Genomic DNA, 21,188 nt, shown 5'->3' with positions numbered 1-21,188 from the left:
GCGTTGAGTCCGGTTCGGGTTCTGGCTCAGAGCTCGGCTTGGGCACGGCCTCGGGCACCGACGCCGGTTCGGGTGTTGGCTGCGGCTCGGACACAGACTCTGGCTTGGGTTCTGGCTCGGGCGCCGAGTCGGGCTCGGGCTCGGCCTTGGGTGCTGACTATGGCTTGGGATCCGGTGCAGGCTCGGGTTCGGGCGTCGGCTCGGCCACCTCCGGCTCGGCCACCTCCGGCTCGGCCTCCTCCGGCTCGGTGCAGGCCTCCTCGGCGTCAGGTGGCGACGTGAACGTGGCCGATCCGGCGGCGACGGACAGGGGGTCGGGCGCTCCGGTACCCACGGCGTCGACGGCGCCGTCCCCGGTGTCGCCACTGCCGGCATCCACTGAGTCGGACGGGTCTGCGCGGGATCGGGTGGATGGCGATGCCTCGATGTCCGGTGACTCGGCTCGGAGTTCGTCGCCGGCGGACAAGACCTCGCTCGCCCAGGAGCAGTCGGGGGCTGCCGGCAGGGCGGGTGCGCCTGGTCCGGATCGACCGGCGGACGTCGCGCGGGCCGCCCTGCGTGCGGCCAGGGCTGCTTCAGCTGTGCGAGGGGTAAGTGCCCCCGGCTCGGCTGGAGTTGAGGGTACGTCTGGGCAGGGGCAGGGGCAGGGGCGAGGAGATGGTACGGCTGGGGCGGCTGCCGAGGCGGGCGCCAGGCACGGCAAGGCGGGAGTCGCGAAGGGCGACGCGGATGCCACGGAGGCCGAGGCGGGAGTCGCGAAGGGCGAGGCGGATGCCACGGAGGCCGAGGCGGGAGTCGCGAAGGGCGAGGCGGGCGCCACTGAGGGAGCGGCGGAAGGGCGGCAGCCCGGGCACGAGGCGGACGAGGTGCGGGCTGCCCTGCGCGCGGCTCGGGCGCAGCAGGCCGCGGCTCGCCGGGAGGCTCGACAGGCGCCCGACTCGACGGCGCGACCCGATCGGCCCGCGCCGCGCTCCCGGGGCCGACAAGCCGACCGCCAGGGCGACTCGGGGCCGAGTCCCCGTCGGGGCGCGGGCTCCGGCGGTCCACGCGGGATGTCCGCGGACCTGACCAGCCTGCTGCAGAACATGGGGCGCGGTGGGAACGCGCAGGTTCCCGAGGCTGACGAGGGCGCCGACGCCCGAGCGGTGACGCCCCCCGTGCCGGACGCATCCGCATCCGGCCCTGCGCTCGGGGCAGCCGAAGCGATTCGCTCACGGGAAGCGCCCGCGCCCGGCGACGCGACGGGGTCCACGTCTGCTGACGGTTCGGGTCGGTCGGTGCCTGCGGAGGGGCTCGGCTCGCCCTCGTCCGCCGGTGTGACGGTTTCGCCGGCGGGGTCCGCGTCTGCCGATGGCTTGGGTCCGTCCGTGCCTGCGGAGGGGCTCGGCTCGCCCTCGTCTGCCGGTGCGACGGTCTCAACGACGGGGTCCACGTCTGCCGACGGTTCGGGGCGGCCCGTGCCTTCGGAGGCGGGGTCCACGTCTGCCGACGGCTCGGGTCGGCCTGTGCCCTCCGAGGGCCTCGGCTTGCCCGCTCCCCCCAACACCACGGCTTCGTCGACGGAGTCCACGTCTGCCCTCGGCTCGGGGGCGTCCGTGCCCTCCGAGGGCCTCGGCTCGTCCGCGCCCGCCGGGTCCACGGACCCCACCTCGAGCGGTGACCGTCACCCCACCTCGAGCGGCGAGCGTCACCCCAGCCCGAGCGGTGACCGTCGCCCCAGCCCGTACAAGCCCACGCGTTCGCAAGCCGTCCAGGATCTTCGGCGTACCTTCTCGGCCCTTCCCCAACGGGCCACCAGCGAAGGGGACTTCGCGGAGACCTGGTGGGGGAACGCGTGGGTGCGGGCGCTGGAAGAGGTGGCCGCGGATCCGGCGCGGCTCAAGCGCGGGCGGGGGTACGCGGATCAGGGGCATGTCGAGTCGATCACCGTCACGCCCGGCAATGTGCTCGCCTACGTACAGGGCAGCCGGCAGCGCCCGTACCGCACGCGGATCCGGCTGCGGACGCTGGACGACGCGGACTGGGAACGTTTCCTCGACGCCGCCGCCGACCACCCGGGCCACCTCGCCGCCCTGCTCGACAAGGAGCTGCCGCAAGGGCTCGCGGACCTCGGCGTGGACCTTCTGCCGGGCCCCGGCGACCTCCAACCCGACTGTTCCTGCCCGGACTTCGGCCATCCCTGCAAGCATGCCGCCGCCCTGTGCTACCAGGCGGCCCGGCTGCTCGACGCCGACCCGTTCGTGCTGCTGCTGCTCCGCGGCCGAGGCGAGTACTGGCTGCTCGACACCCTCGCGCGCCGCAACGCCCACCGCGCGGCCCGGGCGGAATCGGCCGCGCCGCCGATGCCCGGCGTACGGGCAGCTCACGCCCTGGAGCCTCGCCGACTGCCCGCCCCGCCACCACCCCTGCCGAGGCCCGCACAGCCGGGCCCGCCCCCCGCGTACCCGGCCGCGCCCGGCGGCCCGGACCCGCTGGCCCTGGACCAGTTGGCGACCGACGCGGCCGCCCGGGCCCACGCGCTCCTGGGCACCGGCGAAGACCCACTCGCCGAACTGACGCTCTGGCAGGACGGGGTACGCATCGCCGCCTCCCAGCCCGGCTCAGGACTCACCGGTGCGACCCGGGCGCTCTATGCCCAACTGGCCGCGGCGGCGGACCGTTCGCCGACGGACCTGGCCCGTGCGGCCGCCGCCTGGCGCCAGGGCGGCGCGGAGGGCCTGGCCGTCCTGGAGGAGTCCTGGAACCCGCCGGCCGGGTCCTTCGACCAGGCGCGCCCGGCGCTGCTCGCAGCGGAACACCCGCCGTTCCGTCCCTGGCGCAACCACCTCACGCACCCGGACGGCCACCTCCAGCTCCGCTACGGGCGCGACGGTTACTGGTACCCGTACGAATCCGAACCCGGCCGCGAGGACTGGTGGCCCCGGGGCACGAGAGACCTGGACCCGGTGGGCGCGCTGACCGGATAGGCGCGTTGTCGCTCCGGTTCGGCCGCGCGCCTGGGGTTGGGTTGCGCGGGCCTGCGGTTCGGCCCCGCGTGCGCCCGGGGTTGGGTTGCGCGGGCCTGGAGTTCGGCTGCGCGCCTTGGGTTGGGTTGCCTTGCACGCGCTTGCGGTTCGGCCACACGCGCTTGCGGTTCGGCTGCACGCGCCTCGGGTTGGGGTTGCACGCGGCAGCAGCGGTTCGGCCGCGCGCGACCGTGGTTGGGCTGCGCGTGCCTGCGGTTCGGCCGCGCGCCTGCGGCTCGGCACACCCGCCTGCGATTCAGATCCGCGCCTGCATAGGCGCCACGCGCGTGGGTTCGGCCCCACTGGCTCCGGATCATCCACGCGGGCCTCCAGCGGAGACTCAACCCCGTCCGCCTCCCGCTGAACTGCGCGAGTCTCCCACTCGACTAGCCGAACTACGGCTCTCGCACGCCCAGTCACGGGTCCCGCCCGATCGGCCACGTGGCTGGCCCGCTCGGGGCTGCACCGCTGGACCACGGGTCCCGCCCGCCCAGTCACGGGCGTGCCCGCGCAACCAGAGGCAGCCCGCCCCGCCACGGGTCGCACCCGCGCAACCAGAGGCAGCCCGCCCAGCCTCAGGCCGACCAGCCTCAGCCCCGTGGGCCGAACCCGTGCAGCAGGGTGTCGACGATGCGGGCGGCGAGGGTGTCGGGGTCGGCGTCGTCCGTGTTCCCGTGCAAGGTCTCACCGAGGAGTGCGTAGTAGACGCGGCGTGCCCACAGCAGGTCGGCCGTCTCGGCGATGAGGCGGTCCGCCCGGGCTCGTTCGAGGACCGTGATACAGGTCCGGCCGATCTCCTCGTGGAGGGCCGCCGCCTCGCTCTCCGGATCGGCCGGCACGCCCAGCGCGAAGGCCCAAGCCCCCTTCACTTCGAGCACGTTGGCCGTGATCCGGTGCAGCGCCACCAGGGGCGGCGCGGTGTCCGGGCGGCCGTCGTCCACGGCCGCCGCGAGCTGGCGGGCGGCGGACAGGGCCAGCGCGTCGATCAGCGCCTGACGGTGGGCGAACCGCCGGTGGATCGTCGTCCTCGCCACCCCCGCCGCGGCCGCGATCTGCTCCATCGAGGCGCCGGGATCAGCGGAGAGCACGCGTTCGGCCGCCTCCAGGATCGCGCGCACACTGCGCTCCGCGTCCGCCCGCAACGGCCGTGCCGCCTTCTCGCCCATGGCGCCTCCGCCTCCCCATCCGCTGTCCGAGATCCACTGTCCGAACCGACTGTCCGAGCACTCGGATCCCCGTCCCCCGAGCGCCTTCGAAACGGTACACCCGTGCCCCAGTTTTCGCTTAACTGCATCAACTCTGTTGCGTTTAGGCGAGAACTGCGTACGCTCCTGTGTCAGTTGCCCGAAGCGTTCGAAGTGCTCGACGCGTTCGTCGAAGTCGACCGAAGGGGATTCCCATGCACAGCACAGCGCTCATCACCGGTGCCTCATCCGGACTCGGCGCGGAGTTCGCCGCCCAACTCGCCGCCCGTGGTCACGATCTGATCCTTGTGGCGCGTTCCGAGGACCGGCTCACCGCCCTCGCCGCACGGCTGACCGAGGAGCACGGCATACGAGCCCACGTCCTGGTCCAAGACCTCGCCGCACCCGACGCGGCTCAACGCGTCGCCGGCGCGCTCGCCGCCCGCGGCCTGCACGTGGACCTGCTGGTCAACAACGCCGGGTTCGGCACCTGCGGCCGCTTCGAGGACATCGCCCTGGACCGTGACCACGACCAGCTGATGGTGAACGTCGTCGCACTCGTCGGCCTCACCCACGCCCTGCTCCCCGGCATGCTGGAGCGCGGCACGGGCGCGGTCCTGAACGTCGCCTCCACCGCGGCCTTCCAGCCCGCGCCGTACTTCGCCGTCTACAGCTCGGCCAAGGCCTTCGTCCTGAACTTCGGGCTCTCCCTGCGCGAGGAGTACCGCAGCCGCGGCATCCGCGTCCTCACCCTGTGCCCCGGGCCGGTCGACACCCCCTTCTTTGACGCCATCGGGACCCGCAAGGCGGCCGTCAACGGCTCGATGACCACACCGGAACCGGTGGTCCGCGCGGCTCTGAAAGCCCTCGACCGCGACCGCGGCTACGTCACTCCCGGATTCGGCAACGCCCTGTCGGCGCACCTGTTGCCGCGCCGGCCGCGCGCCCTCGTCGCCGCCCTCGCCGAACGCGTCACCCGCAAGGTGCTCACGCCCCAGGCCGGCACCCCGCAGGCCGGCACCCCGCAACCCGCCGCCCCGCAGGCCGACACCCCGCAGCAGAAGGAGCAGGCCGCATGAGTTCCTCCGCCGCCCCGGCCGCGGGTGCCGCCGCCGCGATGCTGCTCGTCGGCACCTCGACGGCCGTCTCCGCGACCATCGCCGACTACCCCGTGCTCAGCGGCCAAGCCCTGCGCTACGCGCTCGCCGCGGCCATCCTCCTCGCGGTCGTACGCCACCGGCGCCTGCCACGGGCCGGCCTGACACTCCGTGACGTCCTGCTTCTGGCTGCGCTGGCCGCCACCGGTCTCGCGGGGTTCAACCTGTTCCTGGTCGAGGCCACCCGGCATGCGAGCCCCGCCATGATCGGCACTGTGGTCGGGGCGATCCCCATCGTCATGGCCCTCGTCGGGCCGCTGACCCAACGCCGCCGCCCCGCACCGCGCATCGTCGCCGCGGCGGCCGTGGTGACCCTCGGCGCCGTCGTCTCCGCCGGGCTCGGCGGCGGCAGCCTGCACGGTGTACTGCTCTCGCTCGGCGCGCTCGCCGGCGAGGTCGCCTTCTCGCTGCTCGCCCTTCCGCTGCTGCCCAAACTCGGCCCCTTGCGGGTCGCCGCCTATCCGGCCGCGCTGTCGGTGCCCATGCTGCTCGCCGCGAGCATCGCCATGGACGGCACGGGCGCGCTGCGCCTGCCCACGGGCGGTGAAACGGCCGCGTTCGGCTACCTCGGCGCACTCGTCACCGCCACCGCGTTCTTCCTCTGGTACGACGCGCTGCGCCGGCTGGGCGCCGACCGTGCGGGGCTCTTCGCCGGGCTCGTGCCGGTGGGCGCCCTGCTCACCACCGCCGCACTCGGCCTCGGCGCGGTGGGCCCCGCGGACCTCGCCGGCGCCCTGCTCGTCGCGGCAGGCGTCGCCCTCGGCCTGCGGGGCCCGGCGTCACCGTCCTCGGCGTCCCCGCTCCCGGCCTCACCGTCCTCGGAAACACCACTCCCGGCGTCACCGCTCCCGCGGTCGACACCCTCGGCGGCGTCACCACTCCCGGCGCCACCACGCCCCGCCCGTAGCCCACTTCACGCCGCTGCCGCCCCTATCGAAGCCGCGTGACCACCAGCAGGTACCCCTTGCGGTTGAGGGGATTGTGATCGGTCCGTGCCCGGGCGGGCGCCTCACCGCTCACCGGCCGATACCCCGCGAACGCCGACTCCACGACACCCTCGCCCCGCGTCAGCCCCGGCAGCAGCTGACCCAGCCGGTGCAGCGAAGCCGCCGGGATCTCGCCTTCGAGCGAGCACGCCGCGCCCCGGATGTCCGGCGTCCCGGGCACGGCCCGCAAGCGCCCGAGCAGCGGCAGCACCGGACCCAGCGTGTCGGCGGGCAGGTCGAGCCGGAAGTGGTGCACCGGCTCCTCGGCCCGGGTGCCGGCCTCCCGCAGCGCATCCATCAGGACCAGCGGCGTGACCTGCCGGAAGTCGCGTGCCGTGCTCGACATGCTCTTGTCGAAGGTGGCGTGCGAGTGGCTCTGCCGCGGCCAGTAACCGGAGTGGGTCATCGTCACCTTGCAGTCGACGACCCGCCAGCCGAGCAGGCCCTGGCCCAACGTCTCGTGCACCGTCTCCTCGACGGCCTTGAAGAACGCGTAAGGCATCGAACCGAGTTCGACCTCCAGACCGAACGACACCCCGCTGCCCGGCGGCGCCTGCTCCACCCGCAGTCCGACCGTGCCGAGGAAGGGCAGCAGGTCCTTCTCGTACCCGTACCCGACACCGACCGGCCGCTCGACGCAGATCGTCGTCGTCTCGTGGAAGCCCACGTCGAGTCCGAACTCCTCGGCGAGCGTGGTCTGGATGACCTCCTTCTGCACCTCGCCGTACAGGGAGAGATGTACCTCGCCGCGTACGTCGTCCTGGCGGAGGGCGATCAGCGGGTCCTGCTCGGCGAGTTGGGCCAGGGCCAGATGCAGCGCGCCGCGGTCCGTGCCCGCGCCGGGGACCACCAGGGTCTCCAGCGTCGGCGGGGCGAAGTGGGTGTCCGTGGATTCCTTGCGGGCCGCGCCCACCCAGTCCCCGATCCGGACCTCGCCGAGCCCCCACACCTTCGCGATCTCGCCGGCCCGCGCAGCAGGCCGCCGCTGACCGGCACCCTCATGGAAGACCTCGACCGCCGTGACCTTGCCCTCGTGGGCCGAACCGTCACGGCCCGATCCGTCGCAGCCCGAGCCTTCACGGGCCGAGCCCTCACGGCCCGAGCCCTCGCGCCCCACCGGCACCCGGTCGCGCAGCCGCAGTTCGCCCGAGAACATCCGTACGTACGCGATCTTCTCGCCGGCGGGGCCGCGCTCCACCTTGAAGACCTGGCCCGAGAGCCGGCCGTCGCCCTCGTCCGCGTACGGCAGCAACGTGCGGATGCCGTCCATGAGGTGGGGGAGGCCGGCGCCGGTCATCGCCGAGCCGAAGAACACCGGGTGCACCAGGCACGCCCGGGTCTGGGCCGCCAGCGCGGAGAGCAGGGCCCTCTGCGGGACGGCCGAGCCCTCCACGTAGGCGGAGAGCAGCTCGTCGTCCTGTTCGGCGAGCACTTCGGTCAACGCCTGCCGGAATACGGCGTCTTCGGAACCGTACGGCCGCGCCTGCGCCCGTCGTGTCCCGATACCGTGCACCGGACCCATGGCGGGCGCCGCCGGAGTGAGGCGCCGGGTGATCTGTTGCAGGGTGTGCTCGTACTGCGCGCCGCCACGGTCGATCTTGTTGACGAAGATCAGTGTGGGGATGCCGAGCCGGCGCAGCGTGCGCAGCAGGATCCGCGTCTGTGCCTGGACGCCCTCGACGGCCGAGATCACGAGCACGGCGCCGTCGAGCACGCTGAGCACCCGTTCCACCTCGGCGATGAAGTCCGGGTGGCCGGGGGTGTCGATGAGGTTGACGGTCACCTGGTCCTCGGGCGGCCCGAGCGGGAACGACGCGACCGCGGACTTGATGGTGATACCGCGGCGCCGCTCCAGGGCGAGTGAATCCGTCTGCGTATTTCCCGCGTCGACGCTGCCGGGGGCGTCGATCACACCGGCGGCGTGCAGCAGCCGCTCGGTCAGACTGGTCTTACCTGCGTCGACATGGGCCAGAATGCCCAGATTCAGCGACGGAGTTGGCGATGCCGATGACACGTAGCGTCATGTCCTTCGAAGAGGGGGTCGGGGTCAGCGAGCGGGACATGGATGTCTGGCGCATTGCCGTTACCTCCTCTTGGGCCGCTTCGTCGCGGCGGACGTCTGCGAGTAGAGCAGGGCGTACGCGGGCCGGGCAACCGATTAAACGGGGGCGAAGGGTCCGCAGGTTAAAAGGGGGTGAACGGTCCGCGGGCCGGGGGCGGGGAGTGGCGCCGTACTCCCGTACGCAATCCTGCTGCGGGTGGCCGAGCACCACTCGCACGAGGAAACGGACGGCGACGGTGGACGCAGCGATGGGTGAAGGCGTGGATGCGGGCGCAGGGGTGGACGAGGCGGCGCAGGTCCGTGCCTTCTGGAGCGGGCTCGGTCTGCCGGGCCTGATCGACGTGCACACGCACTTCATGCCCGGGCGGGTCATGGACAAGGTGTGGGCGTACTTCGACGCCGTCGGCCCGATGACCGGCGTGGACTGGCCGATCACCTACCGCGACGCGGAGGACGAACGCGTGCGGCGGCTGAGGGACTTCGGTGTACGGGCGTTCACCGCCATGGTCTACCCGCACAAGCCCGGCATGGCCGCCTGGCTCAACTCCTGGGCCGCGGAGTTCGCCGCCCGCACCCCCGACTGCCTCCACACGGGCACCTTCTACCCCGAACCCGGCGCCGCCGACGAGGTCCGCCGGACGATCGAGGCGGGGGCGCAGGTCTTCAAGGCGCACCTCCAGGTCGGAGCGTACGACCCGACGGATCCCCTGCTCGACGACGTGTGGGGCCTGCTGGCGGAATCCGGCACCCCCGTCGTGACGCACTGCGGTTCCGGACCCGTACCGGGCAAGCACACCGGGCCCGGCCCCATCGGCGCGGTCCTGTCCCGCCACCCACAACTGCGGCTGATCGTCGCCCACTTGGGCACACCCGAGTACGCCGAGTTCCTGGACTTCGCGGACCGGTTCGCGCACGTCCACCTCGACACCACGATGGTGTTCACCGACTTCACCGAACGCCTGGCACCCTTCCCGCCGGCCCTGCGGCCGCGCCTGCTCGACCACCAGGACCGCATTCTGCTCGGCACGGACTTCCCGAACATCCCGTACCCGTACGCCCACGCGCTGGACTCCCTGGCGCGCCTCGGCCTCGGCGACGCCTGGCTGCGCGCGGTCTGTTACGAGAACGCCGCACGGCTCTTCGCCGGTTCACCGGCCGGAAGGCGCCTCGGTCCGAACTGCTCCTGAACAAACGCCTGTTGAGTGACGCACGCTGACGATCACCTTGTGGTCGTCCGGGCAACGCCCGGTGTTCACGGGCCGTTGCTTGGGTGCGTCCGTGACCTCCAGACGCTCTCTCCCACCCGCACTCGCTCCCGCCCTTGCCGCCATGGCCCGGCGCCGGTTCCTCACGGTGACGGGGGCCGCCGCAGGGCTCGCGCTCGCCGGTACCCTGCCCGGCATCACCCCGGCCTCGGCCGCCACCACCTCGGGCAGCAAGGACTATCCCTTCACGCTCGGCGTAGCCTCGGGCGATCCGCTTCCCGACGGCGTCGTGCTGTGGACGCGGCTCGCCCCCGAACCCCTGGCGCCCTTCGGCGGAATGGACCAGCGCGCCTACTCCTTGCAGTGGGAGGTGGCGGCCGATCGGCGGTTCGCGCGGGTCGTGCGCCGCGGTACGACCCGCGTGGCCCCCGAGTACGGCCACACCGCGCACGTGGACGTGCGTGGTCTGCGGCCGTGGCGCGAGTACTTCTACCGGTTCCGCAGCGGCTCCCACATCAGCCCCGTGGGCCGGACCAGGACCGCCCCCGCACCGCAGCAGGAGATATCCCGGCTCTCCCTGGCCTTCGCGTCCTGTCAGGCGATCTGGGAGGGCTGGTACACGGCCCATCGTGACCTGGCCGCCCGGCAGCACGACGTGGTGCTGTTCCTCGGCGACTACATCTACGAGTTCGGCATCGACCGCGGCATCCGGCCCGGGGACGGCGACGAGTACCAGACCCGTCAGACCGTCACCCTCGACGACTACCGGCGGCGCTACGCGTATTACAAGACGGATCCCGATCTGCAGGCGGCTCACCAGTCGGCACCGTGGATCGTGACCTACGACGACCACGAGGTCGTCGACAACTGGGCCGGTGACAACGCCGGAAACACCCCGGCCGACCAGTTCCTGGTGCGGCGGGCGAACGCCTTCCGGGCCTACTGGGAGCACATGCCGTTGCGGGCGCCCCAGTTCCCCGAGGGGCCCGATATGCAGCTGTACCGGCGGCTTCGCTACGGGCGGCTCGCCGAATTCTCGGTGCTCGACACCCGCCAGTACCGCGACGACCAGGTCAATGGCGACGGCATCAAGCCGCCGAACGAGGCCACCGCGGGTCCCGGGCGCTCCCTGCTCGGCTTCCCGCAGGAACGCTGGCTGTACGACGGACTGACCGCCTCGCGCACCCAGTGGAACGTGCTCGCCCAGCAGACCGCCGTCACGCTGCTCGACACCTTGGCCGGGCCGGGCGAAGCCGTCCCGATGGACACCTGGGACGGCTACAGCGCGAGCCGCGACCGGCTGCTCCGTACGATCGACCAGCGGGGCATCCGCAATGTCGTGAGCCTCGCGGGAGACCTGCACCGCAGTGTCGCGAGCGATCTGGCGCTCGACTTCAAGGACCCGGACTCCCGCACGGTGGCCACTGAATTCGTGGGCACCTCGATCAGCTCCGGACTCGACGGCGAGGACCTCGACGCCGGCGGCCGAGTGCTCCTCGACGAGAACCCGCACATGAAGTTCGGCAACTTCCGGCGCGGATACGTCAGTTGCGAGCTGACCCCGCAGCTGTGGCGTTCGGACTTCCGGGTCTGTGACCAGGTCACCGTGCCCGACTCCCCGGTGCGCAGCCGCACCGTACTCGCCGTCGAGAGCGGCACGCCCACCGTCCACGAAGCCTGAGGAATCCGATGAAGAAGATCCTCGTCCCCGCCGCGGGGGCCGCACTCGCCCTCGCCGTCACCGCCACCACCGCGGCCGGCGCACCGAAGCCCCTCGGTTCCTCCGTCGTGCTCTCCGCCTCGCCGTCGTCCCTGAGCGCCAACGAACTGCCGTGCCTGCCCGGCAAGTTCGACGTATCCATGACCAACACCGGTGACGCGTCCGTGTTCGCCGACACCCTGATCGGCGCCGAGCGGCCGCTGACCTTGTCGGACGACATCTTCTCGAGCTATCTGCCCGCCGCCGATCCGGACCGGCCGGTCAGCCGCTCCGTCCGGGTCGGCGTACCGCGCGGGACCGCTCCCGGTGTGTACGACGTGACCTTGACCAGCGGCAAGCGGCGGGTGGTCGTGCCCGTCACGGTCACGGCCGTTCCCGAGCCCGCCCCCGGTGCCAACCTCGCCTACGGGCAGCAGGCCACCGCGTCCTCCACGCACGGCAGCTTCTCGGTGTGCGGCGCGGTGGACGGCGACAGCACCTACGCCAACTGGGCCAGGACCGGCTGGAACGACGGCACCCGCACGGCCTTCCCCGACTGGCTGGCCGTGCAATGGCCCGAGCCGGTCGAGCTCGGCCGGATCGAGACCGTCACCTACGGCGCCCCGGGCAGGCCGGCGACGCAGGGCATCAAGGACTTCGACGTGCAGGTGAAGTCCGGCGGCGACTGGCTGACCGTGGGTACGTACCGCGGCAACACGGTGGACCGTGTGGTGACCGCCTTCGACCCGGTCACGACCGACGCGGTCCGCGTCCTTGTGCACGCGTCGAACAGCGGCGACTACTCCCGTCTGCTGGAAGTGGAGGCGTACGCCCCGCAGTAGGCCCGCCCCGCGGTAGGCCCGTGCCGCAGTAGGCCCGTGCCGCGCCTGATCCCCCGCCGGTCCTTCCCGGCGGGGGATTTGTGCGCCGTCGCCCAGGCCACCCCAAGTCGCCTGCCTGCCATGACTGTTGACCGCCCCGTCATGGCCGAAAAACCTCGCTGCAACTCTCTTGACGCACCGCCGTAACGACCTTACGTTCCTTGGTCATACGTAGAAGCAGCCGCCCAAGCGACTTCCGCATCAGCGCTCATACGTATGAGCACCTCCTTCAGCGCCCCGCACCGCGATCACGAAGAGCAGGAGTCAGCCATGCCCACGAGACGAGACTTCCTAGTGCGCGCCGCCGCCGCGGCCCTCGCCGTTCCGCTCGGCGCGAGCGCCTGTACGGCGGGGACGGGTGCGGGCTCCGCCGGGGGCGGCAAGGGGGTGGACACGCTCGTGTTCGGCAAGACGGACGCGGGGACGACCTTCGTCCGCAACTACAACATGTTCAGCCCCGCCACCCAGAAGACCCCGCACGGCGAGCTGATCCACGAGTCGCTGCTGCGCGTGGACTACAGCGACGGCGCGAAGGTCAAGCCCTGGCTGGCCGAGAGCATGGAGTTCGACGAGGCAGGCACCACGCTGACCCTGAAGCTGCGCGAGGACGTGAAGTTCTCGGACGGCAAGCCCCTGACCGCCGACGACGTGGTCTTCTCGCTGGGTATCCCGCTGAAGGACCCTGCCTTCAACACGGGCGGCACCACGTACGAGAAGGTCGCGAAGAAGGACGCCGCCACCGTCACCGTGCACTGGCCGCGTGCCGCCTTCAGCGAGGTCAGTCAGCTCGCGTCCATCGCGGTCCCGATCGTGCCCAAGCACCTCTGGGACGGCAAGGACCTCAACAGCTGGACCAACCCCGAGCCCATAGGCACCGGCCCGTTCACGCTCCAGCGGTTCGCGCCGCAGCAGCTCACGCTTGCCGCGCGGACGGACTACTGGGGCGGCGGGTTCGAGATCAAGCAGCTGAAGATCATTCCGACGAGCCCGGACACCGTGAAGGCGCAGCTCCTGCGCGGCGAGGTGGACTGGACGCTTCAGGCCTGGAACGGGGCCGAGAAGGAGTACGTCGCCAAGGACCCGGAGCACCACCTGTACGAGAAGTACGCGACGGGCGGCGCCTATTCGCTCTTCTTCAACACCGAACGCGCGCCGTTCGACGACGTCCATGTCCGCCGCGCCCTCGCGCTGACGATTCCGCGCAAGGACATCGTCACCACATTGCAGCGCCCCGGTACGGAGGCGGGACCGACGGGCCTCGTCGACGAGATCTACGCGGACACGATCCTGCCCGAGTACCGCGGCAAGGTGCAGCAGGTCGACGCCGCGGCGGCGCGGAAGGAGCTGGAGCTCAGCGGATTCGAGGTCAAGGGCGGCAAACTGGTCAAGGACGGCAAGTCCTATACGCCGAAGCTGTCGTTCAACCAGGACTTCGGCTGGGACGCGTATGCCAACATCATGATCCGCAGCTGGCAGAAGCATCTCGGCCTCGAGGTGAAGTCGGCGGGCGCCCCGGGCGCCAACCTCTTCGAGCAGCAGCAGACCGGCGAGTTCGACCTCACCATCTCCACCACGGGCGGCGCCGGGGTCGCCGGCCTGTACAGCGCGCTGAGCAGCCGCGCCCACCGGCCCCTCGGCGAGAAGACCGCCACCAACTTCGGCCGGTGGAAGGACGACGCCACCGATGCCGCACTCGAGGAGTTGCAGGGTTCCAACGACCCCGGCACCACGAAGAGCGCGGCGCAGAAGCTGCAGAAGATCGTCGCCGAACAGGTGCCGTACAGCCCGGTCTACGACAGCTTCTGGTTCGTCGCCGTCAACGCCAAGCGCTGGACCGGGTGGCCCACCCCCGAGAACTTCTCCGCCGTGCCCATGCTCGGCCTCGGCCCCGACGCCACCCTCACGCTGCAGAAGCTGAAGGCCGCCAAGTGACAGCGGTGACCGCCGAGAAGCCCGTCGCCGTCCGGGCGGCGCGGGCCCGGGTCCCGCGCCGCTGGGGGTTCCTGGGCCGGCGCCTCGGCTTCTATCTCGCCGCAGCGTGGTCGGCGATCACGCTGAACTTCTTCCTGCCCCGGCTGATGCCCGGCGACCCGTCGGCCGCCATCGTCGAGCAGCTGCAGCGCGTCAGCGGACAGCAGCTCGCGCCGAGCGCACTGGAGTCGATCCAGAAGGTCTTCGGCAACGCGGACGCCAATCTGGGCCGCCAATACCTCGACTACCTGGGGCAGTTGGCGCGCTTCGACCTCGGCGTCTCGGTCAGCAACTACCCCGTACCCGTGAGCGACCTCCTGTGGCAGGGCGTGCCCTGGACGCTGCTGCTCGTCGGCACGACCACCGTGATCGCCTTCGTGCTCGGCACCGGCATCGGCGCGATGGCCGGGTGGAAGGCGGGTGGCCGTTTCGACAGCGTCCTGAGCCCGCTGACCACGTTCGTCTCGGCCATCCCGTACTTCTGGATGGCGCTGCTCGGACTGTGGCTCTTCGCCTTCGTCCTGGGCTGGTTCCCGCTGTCCGGCGGATACGACGCGGACCTGCCGATCGGCTTCTCGCCGTCGTTCCTCCTGAGCGTGCTGCACTACGGTGCGCTGCCCGCCGCCACCATCGTCTTCTCGGCCTTCGGCGGCTGGCTGCTCGGCATGCGCAACATGACGGTCACCACGGTCCGCGAGGACTACGTCCTGCTCGCCCAGGCCAAGGGCCTGTCCAACCGCCGCGTACTGCTGCGGTACGCGGCCCGCAACGCCGTGCTGCCCAACTTCACCGGCTTCGCCCTCGCCCTCGGACATGTGGTCGGCGGCGCCCTGCTCACCGAAGTGGTCTTCAACTACCCGGGCATCGGCTACCTCCTCTACACCTCGCTCCAGCAGCGCGACTACCCGGTGATGCAAGGGGTCTTCTTCCTCATCATGCTGACCGTCCTGCTCGCCAACCTGCTGGCCGACTCGGTGTACGCCCTGCTCGACCCGCGTATCAGAGAAGGTGGGTGACGGGCCTTGAGCACCGCATTCCTCAGCAGCTGGAAGGTCCGCATCGGCCTCGGCATCCTGGCCTTCTTCTGTCTGCTCGCCCTCCTCGGCCCTTGGCTTGCGGAGAGTCTGCTCGGGCTCGACCCGCGCGCCAACGACACAGACGCCATCGCACTACCGCCCGGCGGTGAACACCTCCTGGGCACCAACCAGTTCGGGCAGGACGTCCTCGCCCAGGTCATCGCCGGCGCCCGCGGTTCGATGTACGTGGGCCTGATCGGCGCCGTGGTCGGTACGGCCATGGCGATCCTGGTCGGTGTGCCGGCCGGGTACTACGGCGGCCGGGTGGACGCCGCCCTGAACTTCCTGACGAACCTGTTCCTCGTCCTGCCGGTGCTTCCGCTCATCCTGATCGTGGCCGGCTATCTGCAGGGCACCGGGCTCACCACGATCGCCCTGATCATCGGGTTCTTCGGCTGGTCCGGCGGGGCACGCACCCTTCGGGCCCAGGCGCTGAGCATCGCCAACCGTGATTTCGTACGGGCGATGCGCATGCTCGGCGAGAAGGGGCGCCGCCTCGTCTTCGCCGAAGTGCTGCCGCATCTCACCGGATTGATCGCCTCGATGTTCCTGCACGCGATGATCGGCGCGGTGATGGCCGAGGCAGGACTCGCGTTCCTCGGGATCTCCGACTCCTCGGCGATCAGCTGGGGCACCATGATCCAGTCGGCGCAGCAGCAGAGCGCCGTCCTGCGCGGACTGTGGTGGTGGTTCGTACCGCCCGGCCTGTGCATCGCCCTGATCGGCACGGCGGCGGCCCTGGTCAACTTTGGTGTCGACGAGTTCGCCAACCCCAAACTGCGCGTGGCCCGCCCGGTCTCGGTGCGCCGCACGAAGCGGCTCGCACGGGCTGCCGCCACGACCGGAGGTGACTCCCGATGACCGTAGGGACCGAGCCGCACCCGTCCTCAGTGACCGCAACCGCCGTTCTCGAAGTCCGCGGCCTGACCGTCGAGTACGCCACCGGGAGCGCTCCCGTACGCGCCTGCGCCGATGTCTCCTTCACCCTGCGCCGGGGCGAAATCCTGGGCGTCGCGGGGGAGTCGGGCTCCGGGAAGTCCACGCTGATCACCGCGCTCACGCGGCTGCAGCGGCCGCCCGCCGTCACCACCGCGGGACAGATCCTCTTCCACGGAAGGGACGGCGCACCGCCCGTCGACCTGGCCGCCCTCGACGGCAGGCAGCTGCGCCGCTACCGGTGGACGGCCCTGTCGATCGTGCTGCAGTCCGCGATGGACGCGCTCAATCCGGTGATGCGGATCGGCGCCCAGTTCGCGGACGTACTGCGGGCCCGGGAGCGCGGACTGAGCAAGAAGGACGCGTGGGCGCGGGCCGAGGAACTGCTCGCCCTCGTCGGTATCTCCGCCGACCGGGTCCGCGACTATCCGCACCAGCTCTCCGGCGGGATGCGCCAGCGCGCCGCCATCGCCCTGGCGCTCGCCTGCGGGCCCGAGCTGGTGGTGATGGACGAGCCGACGACGGCCGTGGACGTGGTGATGCAGCGGCAGATCCTCGCCCAAGTGCTGCGGCTGCGCGAGGAGTTGGGCTTCGCTGTCGTGTTCGTCACGCACGATCTGTCGCTGCTGCTCGAACTCGCGGACCGTATCGCCATCATGTACGCCGGCCGGATCGTCGAGGTGGGCGAGGCGGCCGATCTCTACCGCAGCCCCCGGCATCCGTACACCCAGGGCCTGCGCGACTCCTTCCCGCCGCTGCACGCCCCGCTGCGCACCCTGCGCGGGATCCCCGGCACACCGCCCGACCTGCGGCGCCCGCCCGCCGGCTGCCCGTTCCATCCCCGGTGCGCGCAGCGGATCGAGGGCTGCGACGAGCGGCTGCCCGCGCTGCTGCCGGTGCGTTCGCAACCCGGACACGAGGCCGCGTGCCTCCTCGACGAGAGCCACCACGAGCAGCAGAAGGGAGGGAACCGATGAGCAATGTCCTGCGCAAGGAGGCAGCCGTGACCGACCGGCAGGCGATCCGGAACCCTGACACAGCGGATGCGGCCGACGCGGCACAGGAGTCCGCGTACGTCCTCGAAGCACGCGAGGTCACCAAGCACTTCACCGTCCGCGGCGCGCTCGGCCGCACCTCCGTGGTCCGTGCCGTGGAGCAGGCGACCGTACGCCTGAAGCCCGGGCAGATCCTGGCCCTGGTGGGGGAGAGCGGCAGCGGCAAGACCACCCTCGCCCGGATGCTGGCCCGCTTCCACGAGCCGACCGAGGGCGAGATCGTCCTGCGCGGCGAGCCCGTGAGCGGCAGCCGGCGGGCCCGGCGCGCCTACCACTCCGAGGTGCAGCTGATCTTCCAGGACCCCTTCGGTTCGCTGAACCCGCTGCACCGCGTCCGCTACAACCTCGAACGCGCACTGCGGCTGCACCAGCCGCAGTTGGACCGCGCCGGACGCGAACGCCGTATCACCGAACTCCTGGAGCGGGTGAGCCTCACGCCGACGGACGAGTTCGCGGCGAAGTTCCCGCACGAACTCTCCGGCGGACAGCGGCAGCGGGTCGTGATCGCCCGCGCCCTCGCCGTGGAGCCGAAGGTGCTGCTCGGGGACGAGCCCATCTCCATGCTCGACGTGTCCATCCGTCTGGAGATGCTCAATCTGCTGCAACGGCTGCGCACCGAGGACGGCCTCGCGCTCCTCTACATCACGCACGACATCGCCAGCGCCCGCTATCTGTGCGACGAGATCGCCGTGATGTACGCGGGACAGATGGTGGAATCCGGCCCCAAAGAGGAGGTGATCGCGGCGCCGCAGCACCCGTACACCAAACTGCTCATAGAGTCATCGCCTGACCCCGAGCGCGGAGTGGACGACCGCGAGGCGCTCTTCGCGGGCGCCGACGAACTCGGCGAACCGCCCAGCCTGATCGACCCGCCCACGGGCTGCCGGTTCCACCCCCGCTGCCCGTTCGCGATGCCCGAGTGCCGTGAACAGGCACCGCCCCGCACGGAGTTGGGGAACGGTCACTGGGCGATGTGCTGGCTGCACACCAAGGGCCGGGCCGGCGAACTGGCCGGCACGACCCATGCCGAGGCGACGGCCGCCCGGCGCAGGACGCTCGAGGGGGCATCGTGACAGCACGACGGCGTGGCAAGGCGCCCAGCCAGGCGGACGTGGCGCGGCTCGCCGGGGTGTCCCAGTCGGCGGTGTCCCGGGTGATCAGCGGCAACGCGGCGACCGCGCGGATCCCCGAGGAGACCCGGCAGCGAGTCTTCGAGGCGGTACGCGAACTCGGCTATGTCGCCAACCCGGCGGCCCGTGCGATGCGCAAGCAGCGCAACAACCTCCTCGGTGTGCACACCTTCGAGCGGGTGTTCCCGCACGCCCACGAGGACTTCTACTTCGCGTTCCTGCTCGGCATCGAGGAGCGGGCCGAGGAGACGGGCTTCGACCTGGTGCTCTTCACCTCGACCGGACCCGGCCGGGGCGGTGGCGGAGAGCGGGGCGAGCGCAAGATCTACAAGGACGGCACCAACCGGCTCAACCTGGCCGACGGCAGCATCCTGCTCGGCGTCTCCACCGACCGCGGCGAACTGGCCCGGCTCTGGTACGAGGGCTATCCGTTCGTGCACATCGGCCGCCGTGAGGTGCCCGGCGCGGAGATTCCGCAGATCATCCCGGACTACCGCACGGCGAGCGCACGGATCGTGGAACGGCTCGCGGAACTGGGCCACCGACGGCTCGGATATGTCCGCGAGTGGATGGAGATGGAGCCGTACGAGGACCGCCGTACGGGATACGCCGAAGCGGTCGGCAGGCTCGGCCTGACCGACACCTCGCCGGGCTTCCACGGCACCCACGGCATCGAGAGCGCCTGGCTCGACGAGGTGGCGCGCGGCGCCGTGACCGCGATCGTGGTGGAGAGCGTGCGGCTCGCGGAGTCCCTGCGCGAGCAACTGGCCGCCCGGGGGCGGAAGATCCCCGACGACGTCTCCGTCGCGGTGCTCGAAGCCGCGCCCGCGGACCTGTCCGGGCAGTGGGACTCGCTGGTGATTCCCCGGACCGAGATCGGCCGGATTGCCGTGGACCGCCTTCAGACCATGCTCGACGACCCCGACCAGCGCACCGGAAGCCTCTTCGTGCCCTGTCCGCTGATCCCGGGCACCACGGTGACGGCGGTGCGCGAGTAGGGCCGCGCCCTCGGCCCAGGACGCGCCGGACCACGCAGGGCGCCGTCCGCCGCTCCCTGCTGCCCATGAGCGGCGCACGGCGGGTTCGCCCTGCCCCCGCGCCGCCGTCCCCGGCGAGACCCGCGCCTCTGTACGACGGAGGCCCACGCCCCCGTACGACGCCCCGACTCGACCATCCCGCACGGCAGTCCGGCCTCACCGGCAGAAGGAACCAAGCCCCATGACAGAAATGCGAACCGAGATCCTCGTCGTCGGCGGTGGGCTCGGCGGTGTGGCCGCGGCGCTCACCGCGGCCCGGCTCGGCCGGAGCGTGGTGCTCACCGAGGCCACCGGATGGCTCGGCGGACAGCTCACCGCCCAGGCCGTGCCGCCCGACGAGCATCCCTGGATCGAGGGCCCGGCCGCCCCGCCGGGCTATGCCGAACTGCGCCGCCGCGTACGCGACTACTACCGCCGCAACTACCCCCTCGCACCCGCCGCCGCCCAGGATCCGCTGCTCGATCCGGGGCTCGGCATCGTCAGCCGGATGTGCCACGAACCGCGGGCGGCCGCGGCCGTCCTCGAGGAGATGCTCGCGCCGTGGCGGTCCTCCGGTGCGATCACCGTCCTCACGGGGTACGAGCCGGTCGCCGCGCACACCGACGGCGACCGCATCGAGGCGGTCACGCTGGCCGGTCGGCACGACGGCCGGGAACTCACCGTCCATGCCTCCTACGTCGCCGACGCCACCGAACTTGGCGAGCTGCTCGAACTCGCCGGTGTGGAACACGTCTTCGGCGCGGAGGGCCAGGACGAGACCGGGGAGCCGCACGCGCCGGCGACCGCCGATCCGCTCGACCAGCAGGCCGTGTCCTGGTGCTTCGCCCTGGAGCACCGGCCCGGCGAGGACCATGTGATCGACCGGCCCGCCGCCTACGGCCACTGGCGCACCGAAGTCGCCCCGTTCTGGCCCGGACCCCAGCTCTCCTTCACCGACATCGTGCCGATCACGCTCGAAGAGCGCACCTGGTCGCTGATGGGCGCCGACCGTGCGGCGGGAGAGCACTTCGATCTGTGGCAGTTCCGCCGGGTGCTCGCCCGGGAGCAGTTCACCGCCGGGGCGTTCGCCTCGGACGTCACCGTCGTCAACTGGCCGCAGATCGACTACTGGGAGGCGCCGCTGCTCGGCGTCGGACCCGAGCAGCGGGCGGCGGCGCTCGACGCCGCGCGCGGGCTTTCGCTGTCGTTCCTGCACTGGCTGCAGACCGAGGCGCCGCGCCCCGACGGCGGGACCGGCTGGCCAGGGCTGCGGCTGCGACCGGACGTGACAGGGACCTCGGACGGTCTGGCCATGGCGCCGTACATCCGTGAATCGCGCCGGATCAAGGCCGAGTTCACGGTGCTCGAACAGCATGTGGGCGTCCAGGCGCGTCCGCCGGGCGCCGGGGGCGAGGTGTTCCACGACAGTGTGGGCCTGGGCAGTTACCGGATCGATCTGCATCCCAGCACCGCGGGACGCAGTTACATCGACATCGAGTCGTACCCGTTCCAGATCCCGCTGGGGGCCCTGATTCCCGTACGTGTGGACAATCTGCTGCCCGCCAACAAGAACATCGGCACCACACACATCACCAACGGCTGCTACCGCCTGCACCCCGTGGAGTGGGCCATCGGCGAGGCCGTCGGCGCGCTCGCGGGCTTCTGCCTCGACCGGGCGCTTCCGCCCCGCAAGGTCCGCTCGGACCAGACCCAACTGGCCGACTACCAGCGCCTGTTGAGTCACACCCTCGGCATCCAGCTGGCGTGGCCCGAGGAGATACGCAGCCGGCCGCACCACTACTGAGCTGCCACCCCCGCCCCGACC

General features: G+C 71.6%; 16 protein-coding genes. 13 read left to right on the top strand and 3 right to left on the bottom strand.

Annotated features, from left to right (window positions below; translation table 11 throughout):
- Positions 1–157: 157 nt before the first annotated feature.
- Positions 158–379: a hypothetical protein gene (locus G6045_RS27355; protein ID WP_165334776.1), complete on the bottom strand. Its 222-nt coding sequence runs from the start codon at positions 377–379 to the stop codon at positions 158–160.
- A 1,147-nt stretch (positions 380–1,526) separates the two neighbouring features.
- Here G6045_RS27355 and G6045_RS27350 point away from each other — a divergent pair.
- Entirely contained in the window at positions 1,527–2,966 is a 1,440-nt protein-coding gene (locus tag G6045_RS27350; protein WP_328707915.1) for an SWIM zinc finger family protein, read from the top strand.
- 629 nt (positions 2,967–3,595) lie between these two features.
- Here the strand turns inward: G6045_RS27350 and G6045_RS27345 are convergent.
- The gene (locus G6045_RS27345; RefSeq protein ID WP_165334774.1) at positions 3,596–4,171 is read right to left on the bottom strand and encodes a TetR/AcrR family transcriptional regulator; all 576 of its coding nucleotides are present in this window, start codon (positions 4,169–4,171) and stop codon (positions 3,596–3,598) included.
- 233 nt (positions 4,172–4,404) lie between these two features.
- Here G6045_RS27345 and G6045_RS27340 point away from each other — a divergent pair, with 233 nt between their 5' ends.
- Together G6045_RS27340 and G6045_RS27335 are read left to right on the top strand one after the other, a co-directional pair.
- Entirely contained in the window at positions 4,405–5,268 is an 864-nt protein-coding gene (locus G6045_RS27340) for an SDR family NAD(P)-dependent oxidoreductase (RefSeq protein ID WP_165334773.1), read from the top strand.
- The gene (locus G6045_RS27335) at positions 5,265–6,293 is read left to right on the top strand and encodes a DMT family transporter (RefSeq protein WP_206344236.1); all 1,029 of its coding nucleotides are present in this window, start codon (positions 5,265–5,267) and stop codon (positions 6,291–6,293) included. Before G6045_RS27340 ends, G6045_RS27335 begins: the two co-directional genes overlap by 4 nt.
- Here G6045_RS27335 and G6045_RS27330 read toward each other — a convergent pair.
- Positions 6,277–8,346, bottom strand: coding sequence for a translation factor GTPase family protein (locus tag G6045_RS27330; protein WP_328707914.1), 2,070 nt, complete (start codon positions 8,344–8,346; stop codon positions 6,277–6,279). The two genes, G6045_RS27335 and G6045_RS27330, sit on opposite strands and share 17 nt — an antisense overlap.
- Positions 8,347–8,642: 296 nt before the next feature.
- On the opposite strand from G6045_RS27330, the gene G6045_RS27325 reads away from it, so the two are divergent.
- The 10 genes from G6045_RS27325 to G6045_RS27280 all read left to right on the top strand — a co-directional run bounded on the left by G6045_RS27325 (position 8,643) and on the right by G6045_RS27280 (position 21,167).
- Positions 8,643–9,581 (top strand): amidohydrolase family protein, encoded by a 939-nt coding sequence (locus G6045_RS27325; protein WP_165334783.1) that lies wholly within the window; start codon positions 8,643–8,645, stop codon positions 9,579–9,581.
- 91 nt (positions 9,582–9,672) lie between these two features.
- Entirely contained in the window at positions 9,673–11,280 is a 1,608-nt protein-coding gene (locus tag G6045_RS27320) for an alkaline phosphatase D family protein (protein WP_328707913.1), read from the top strand.
- Between the two features lie 8 nt (positions 11,281–11,288).
- Positions 11,289–12,140 carry a galactose-binding domain-containing protein gene (locus G6045_RS27315; RefSeq protein ID WP_165334772.1) on the top strand — a complete coding sequence of 284 codons (852 nt, stop codon included), beginning with the start codon at positions 11,289–11,291 and terminating at the stop codon, positions 12,138–12,140.
- 309 nt (positions 12,141–12,449) lie between these two features.
- Positions 12,450–14,111: an ABC transporter substrate-binding protein gene (locus tag G6045_RS27310; protein WP_206344235.1), complete on the top strand. Its 1,662-nt coding sequence runs from the start codon at positions 12,450–12,452 to the stop codon at positions 14,109–14,111.
- A 71-nt stretch (positions 14,112–14,182) separates the two neighbouring features.
- Positions 14,183–15,166, top strand: coding sequence for an ABC transporter permease (locus G6045_RS27305; RefSeq protein WP_206344238.1), 984 nt, complete (start codon positions 14,183–14,185; stop codon positions 15,164–15,166).
- 6 nt (positions 15,167–15,172) lie between these two features.
- Entirely contained in the window at positions 15,173–16,087 is a 915-nt protein-coding gene (locus tag G6045_RS27300) for an ABC transporter permease (protein ID WP_165334771.1), read from the top strand.
- Entirely contained in the window at positions 16,084–17,139 is a 1,056-nt protein-coding gene (locus G6045_RS27295; protein WP_165334770.1) for an ABC transporter ATP-binding protein, read from the top strand. Before G6045_RS27300 ends, G6045_RS27295 begins: the two co-directional genes overlap by 4 nt.
- Positions 17,136–18,290, top strand: coding sequence for an ABC transporter ATP-binding protein (locus tag G6045_RS27290; RefSeq protein WP_235968338.1), 1,155 nt, complete (start codon positions 17,136–17,138; stop codon positions 18,288–18,290). The genes G6045_RS27295 and G6045_RS27290 overlap by 4 nt, the downstream gene beginning before the upstream one ends.
- Positions 18,287–19,345 carry a LacI family DNA-binding transcriptional regulator gene (locus tag G6045_RS27285; RefSeq protein WP_328707912.1) on the top strand — a complete coding sequence of 353 codons (1,059 nt, stop codon included), beginning with the start codon at positions 18,287–18,289 and terminating at the stop codon, positions 19,343–19,345. The genes G6045_RS27290 and G6045_RS27285 overlap by 4 nt, the downstream gene beginning before the upstream one ends.
- A 229-nt stretch (positions 19,346–19,574) precedes the next feature.
- Positions 19,575–21,167, top strand: a complete 1,593-nt coding sequence (locus tag G6045_RS27280) for an FAD-dependent oxidoreductase (protein WP_165334777.1) — start codon at positions 19,575–19,577, stop codon at positions 21,165–21,167.
- Positions 21,168–21,188: the final 21 nt, after the last annotated feature.

Origin of the sequence: Streptomyces mesophilus, assembly GCF_011044995.1 — a bacterium.
Classification (GTDB): Bacteria; Actinomycetota; Actinomycetes; order Streptomycetales; family Streptomycetaceae; genus Streptomyces; species Streptomyces mesophilus.
The sequence above is the reverse complement of the archived record's forward strand: the minus strand, read 5'-3'. Positions and strand labels throughout refer to the sequence as shown.

Excerpts from the sequence above, each read along its gene's own strand:
- G6045_RS27310 (WP_206344235.1), top strand. The coding sequence starts at position 12,450 with ATGCCCACGAGACGAGACTTCCTAGTGCGCGCCGCCGCCGCGGCCCTC.
- G6045_RS27345 (WP_165334774.1), bottom strand. The coding sequence starts at position 4,171 with ATGGGCGAGAAGGCGGCACGGCCGTTGCGGGCGGACGCGGAGCGCAGT.
- G6045_RS27335 (WP_206344236.1), top strand. The coding sequence starts at position 5,265 with ATGAGTTCCTCCGCCGCCCCGGCCGCGGGTGCCGCCGCCGCGATGCTG.
- G6045_RS27280 (WP_165334777.1), top strand. The coding sequence starts at position 19,575 with ATGCGAACCGAGATCCTCGTCGTCGGCGGTGGGCTCGGCGGTGTGGCC.
- G6045_RS27290 (WP_235968338.1), top strand. The coding sequence starts at position 17,136 with ATGAGCAATGTCCTGCGCAAGGAGGCAGCCGTGACCGACCGGCAGGCG.
- G6045_RS27325 (WP_165334783.1), top strand. The coding sequence starts at position 8,643 with ATGGGTGAAGGCGTGGATGCGGGCGCAGGGGTGGACGAGGCGGCGCAG.
- G6045_RS27315 (WP_165334772.1), top strand. The coding sequence starts at position 11,289 with ATGAAGAAGATCCTCGTCCCCGCCGCGGGGGCCGCACTCGCCCTCGCC.
- G6045_RS27295 (WP_165334770.1), top strand. The coding sequence starts at position 16,084 with ATGACCGTAGGGACCGAGCCGCACCCGTCCTCAGTGACCGCAACCGCC.
- G6045_RS27340 (WP_165334773.1), top strand. The coding sequence starts at position 4,405 with ATGCACAGCACAGCGCTCATCACCGGTGCCTCATCCGGACTCGGCGCG.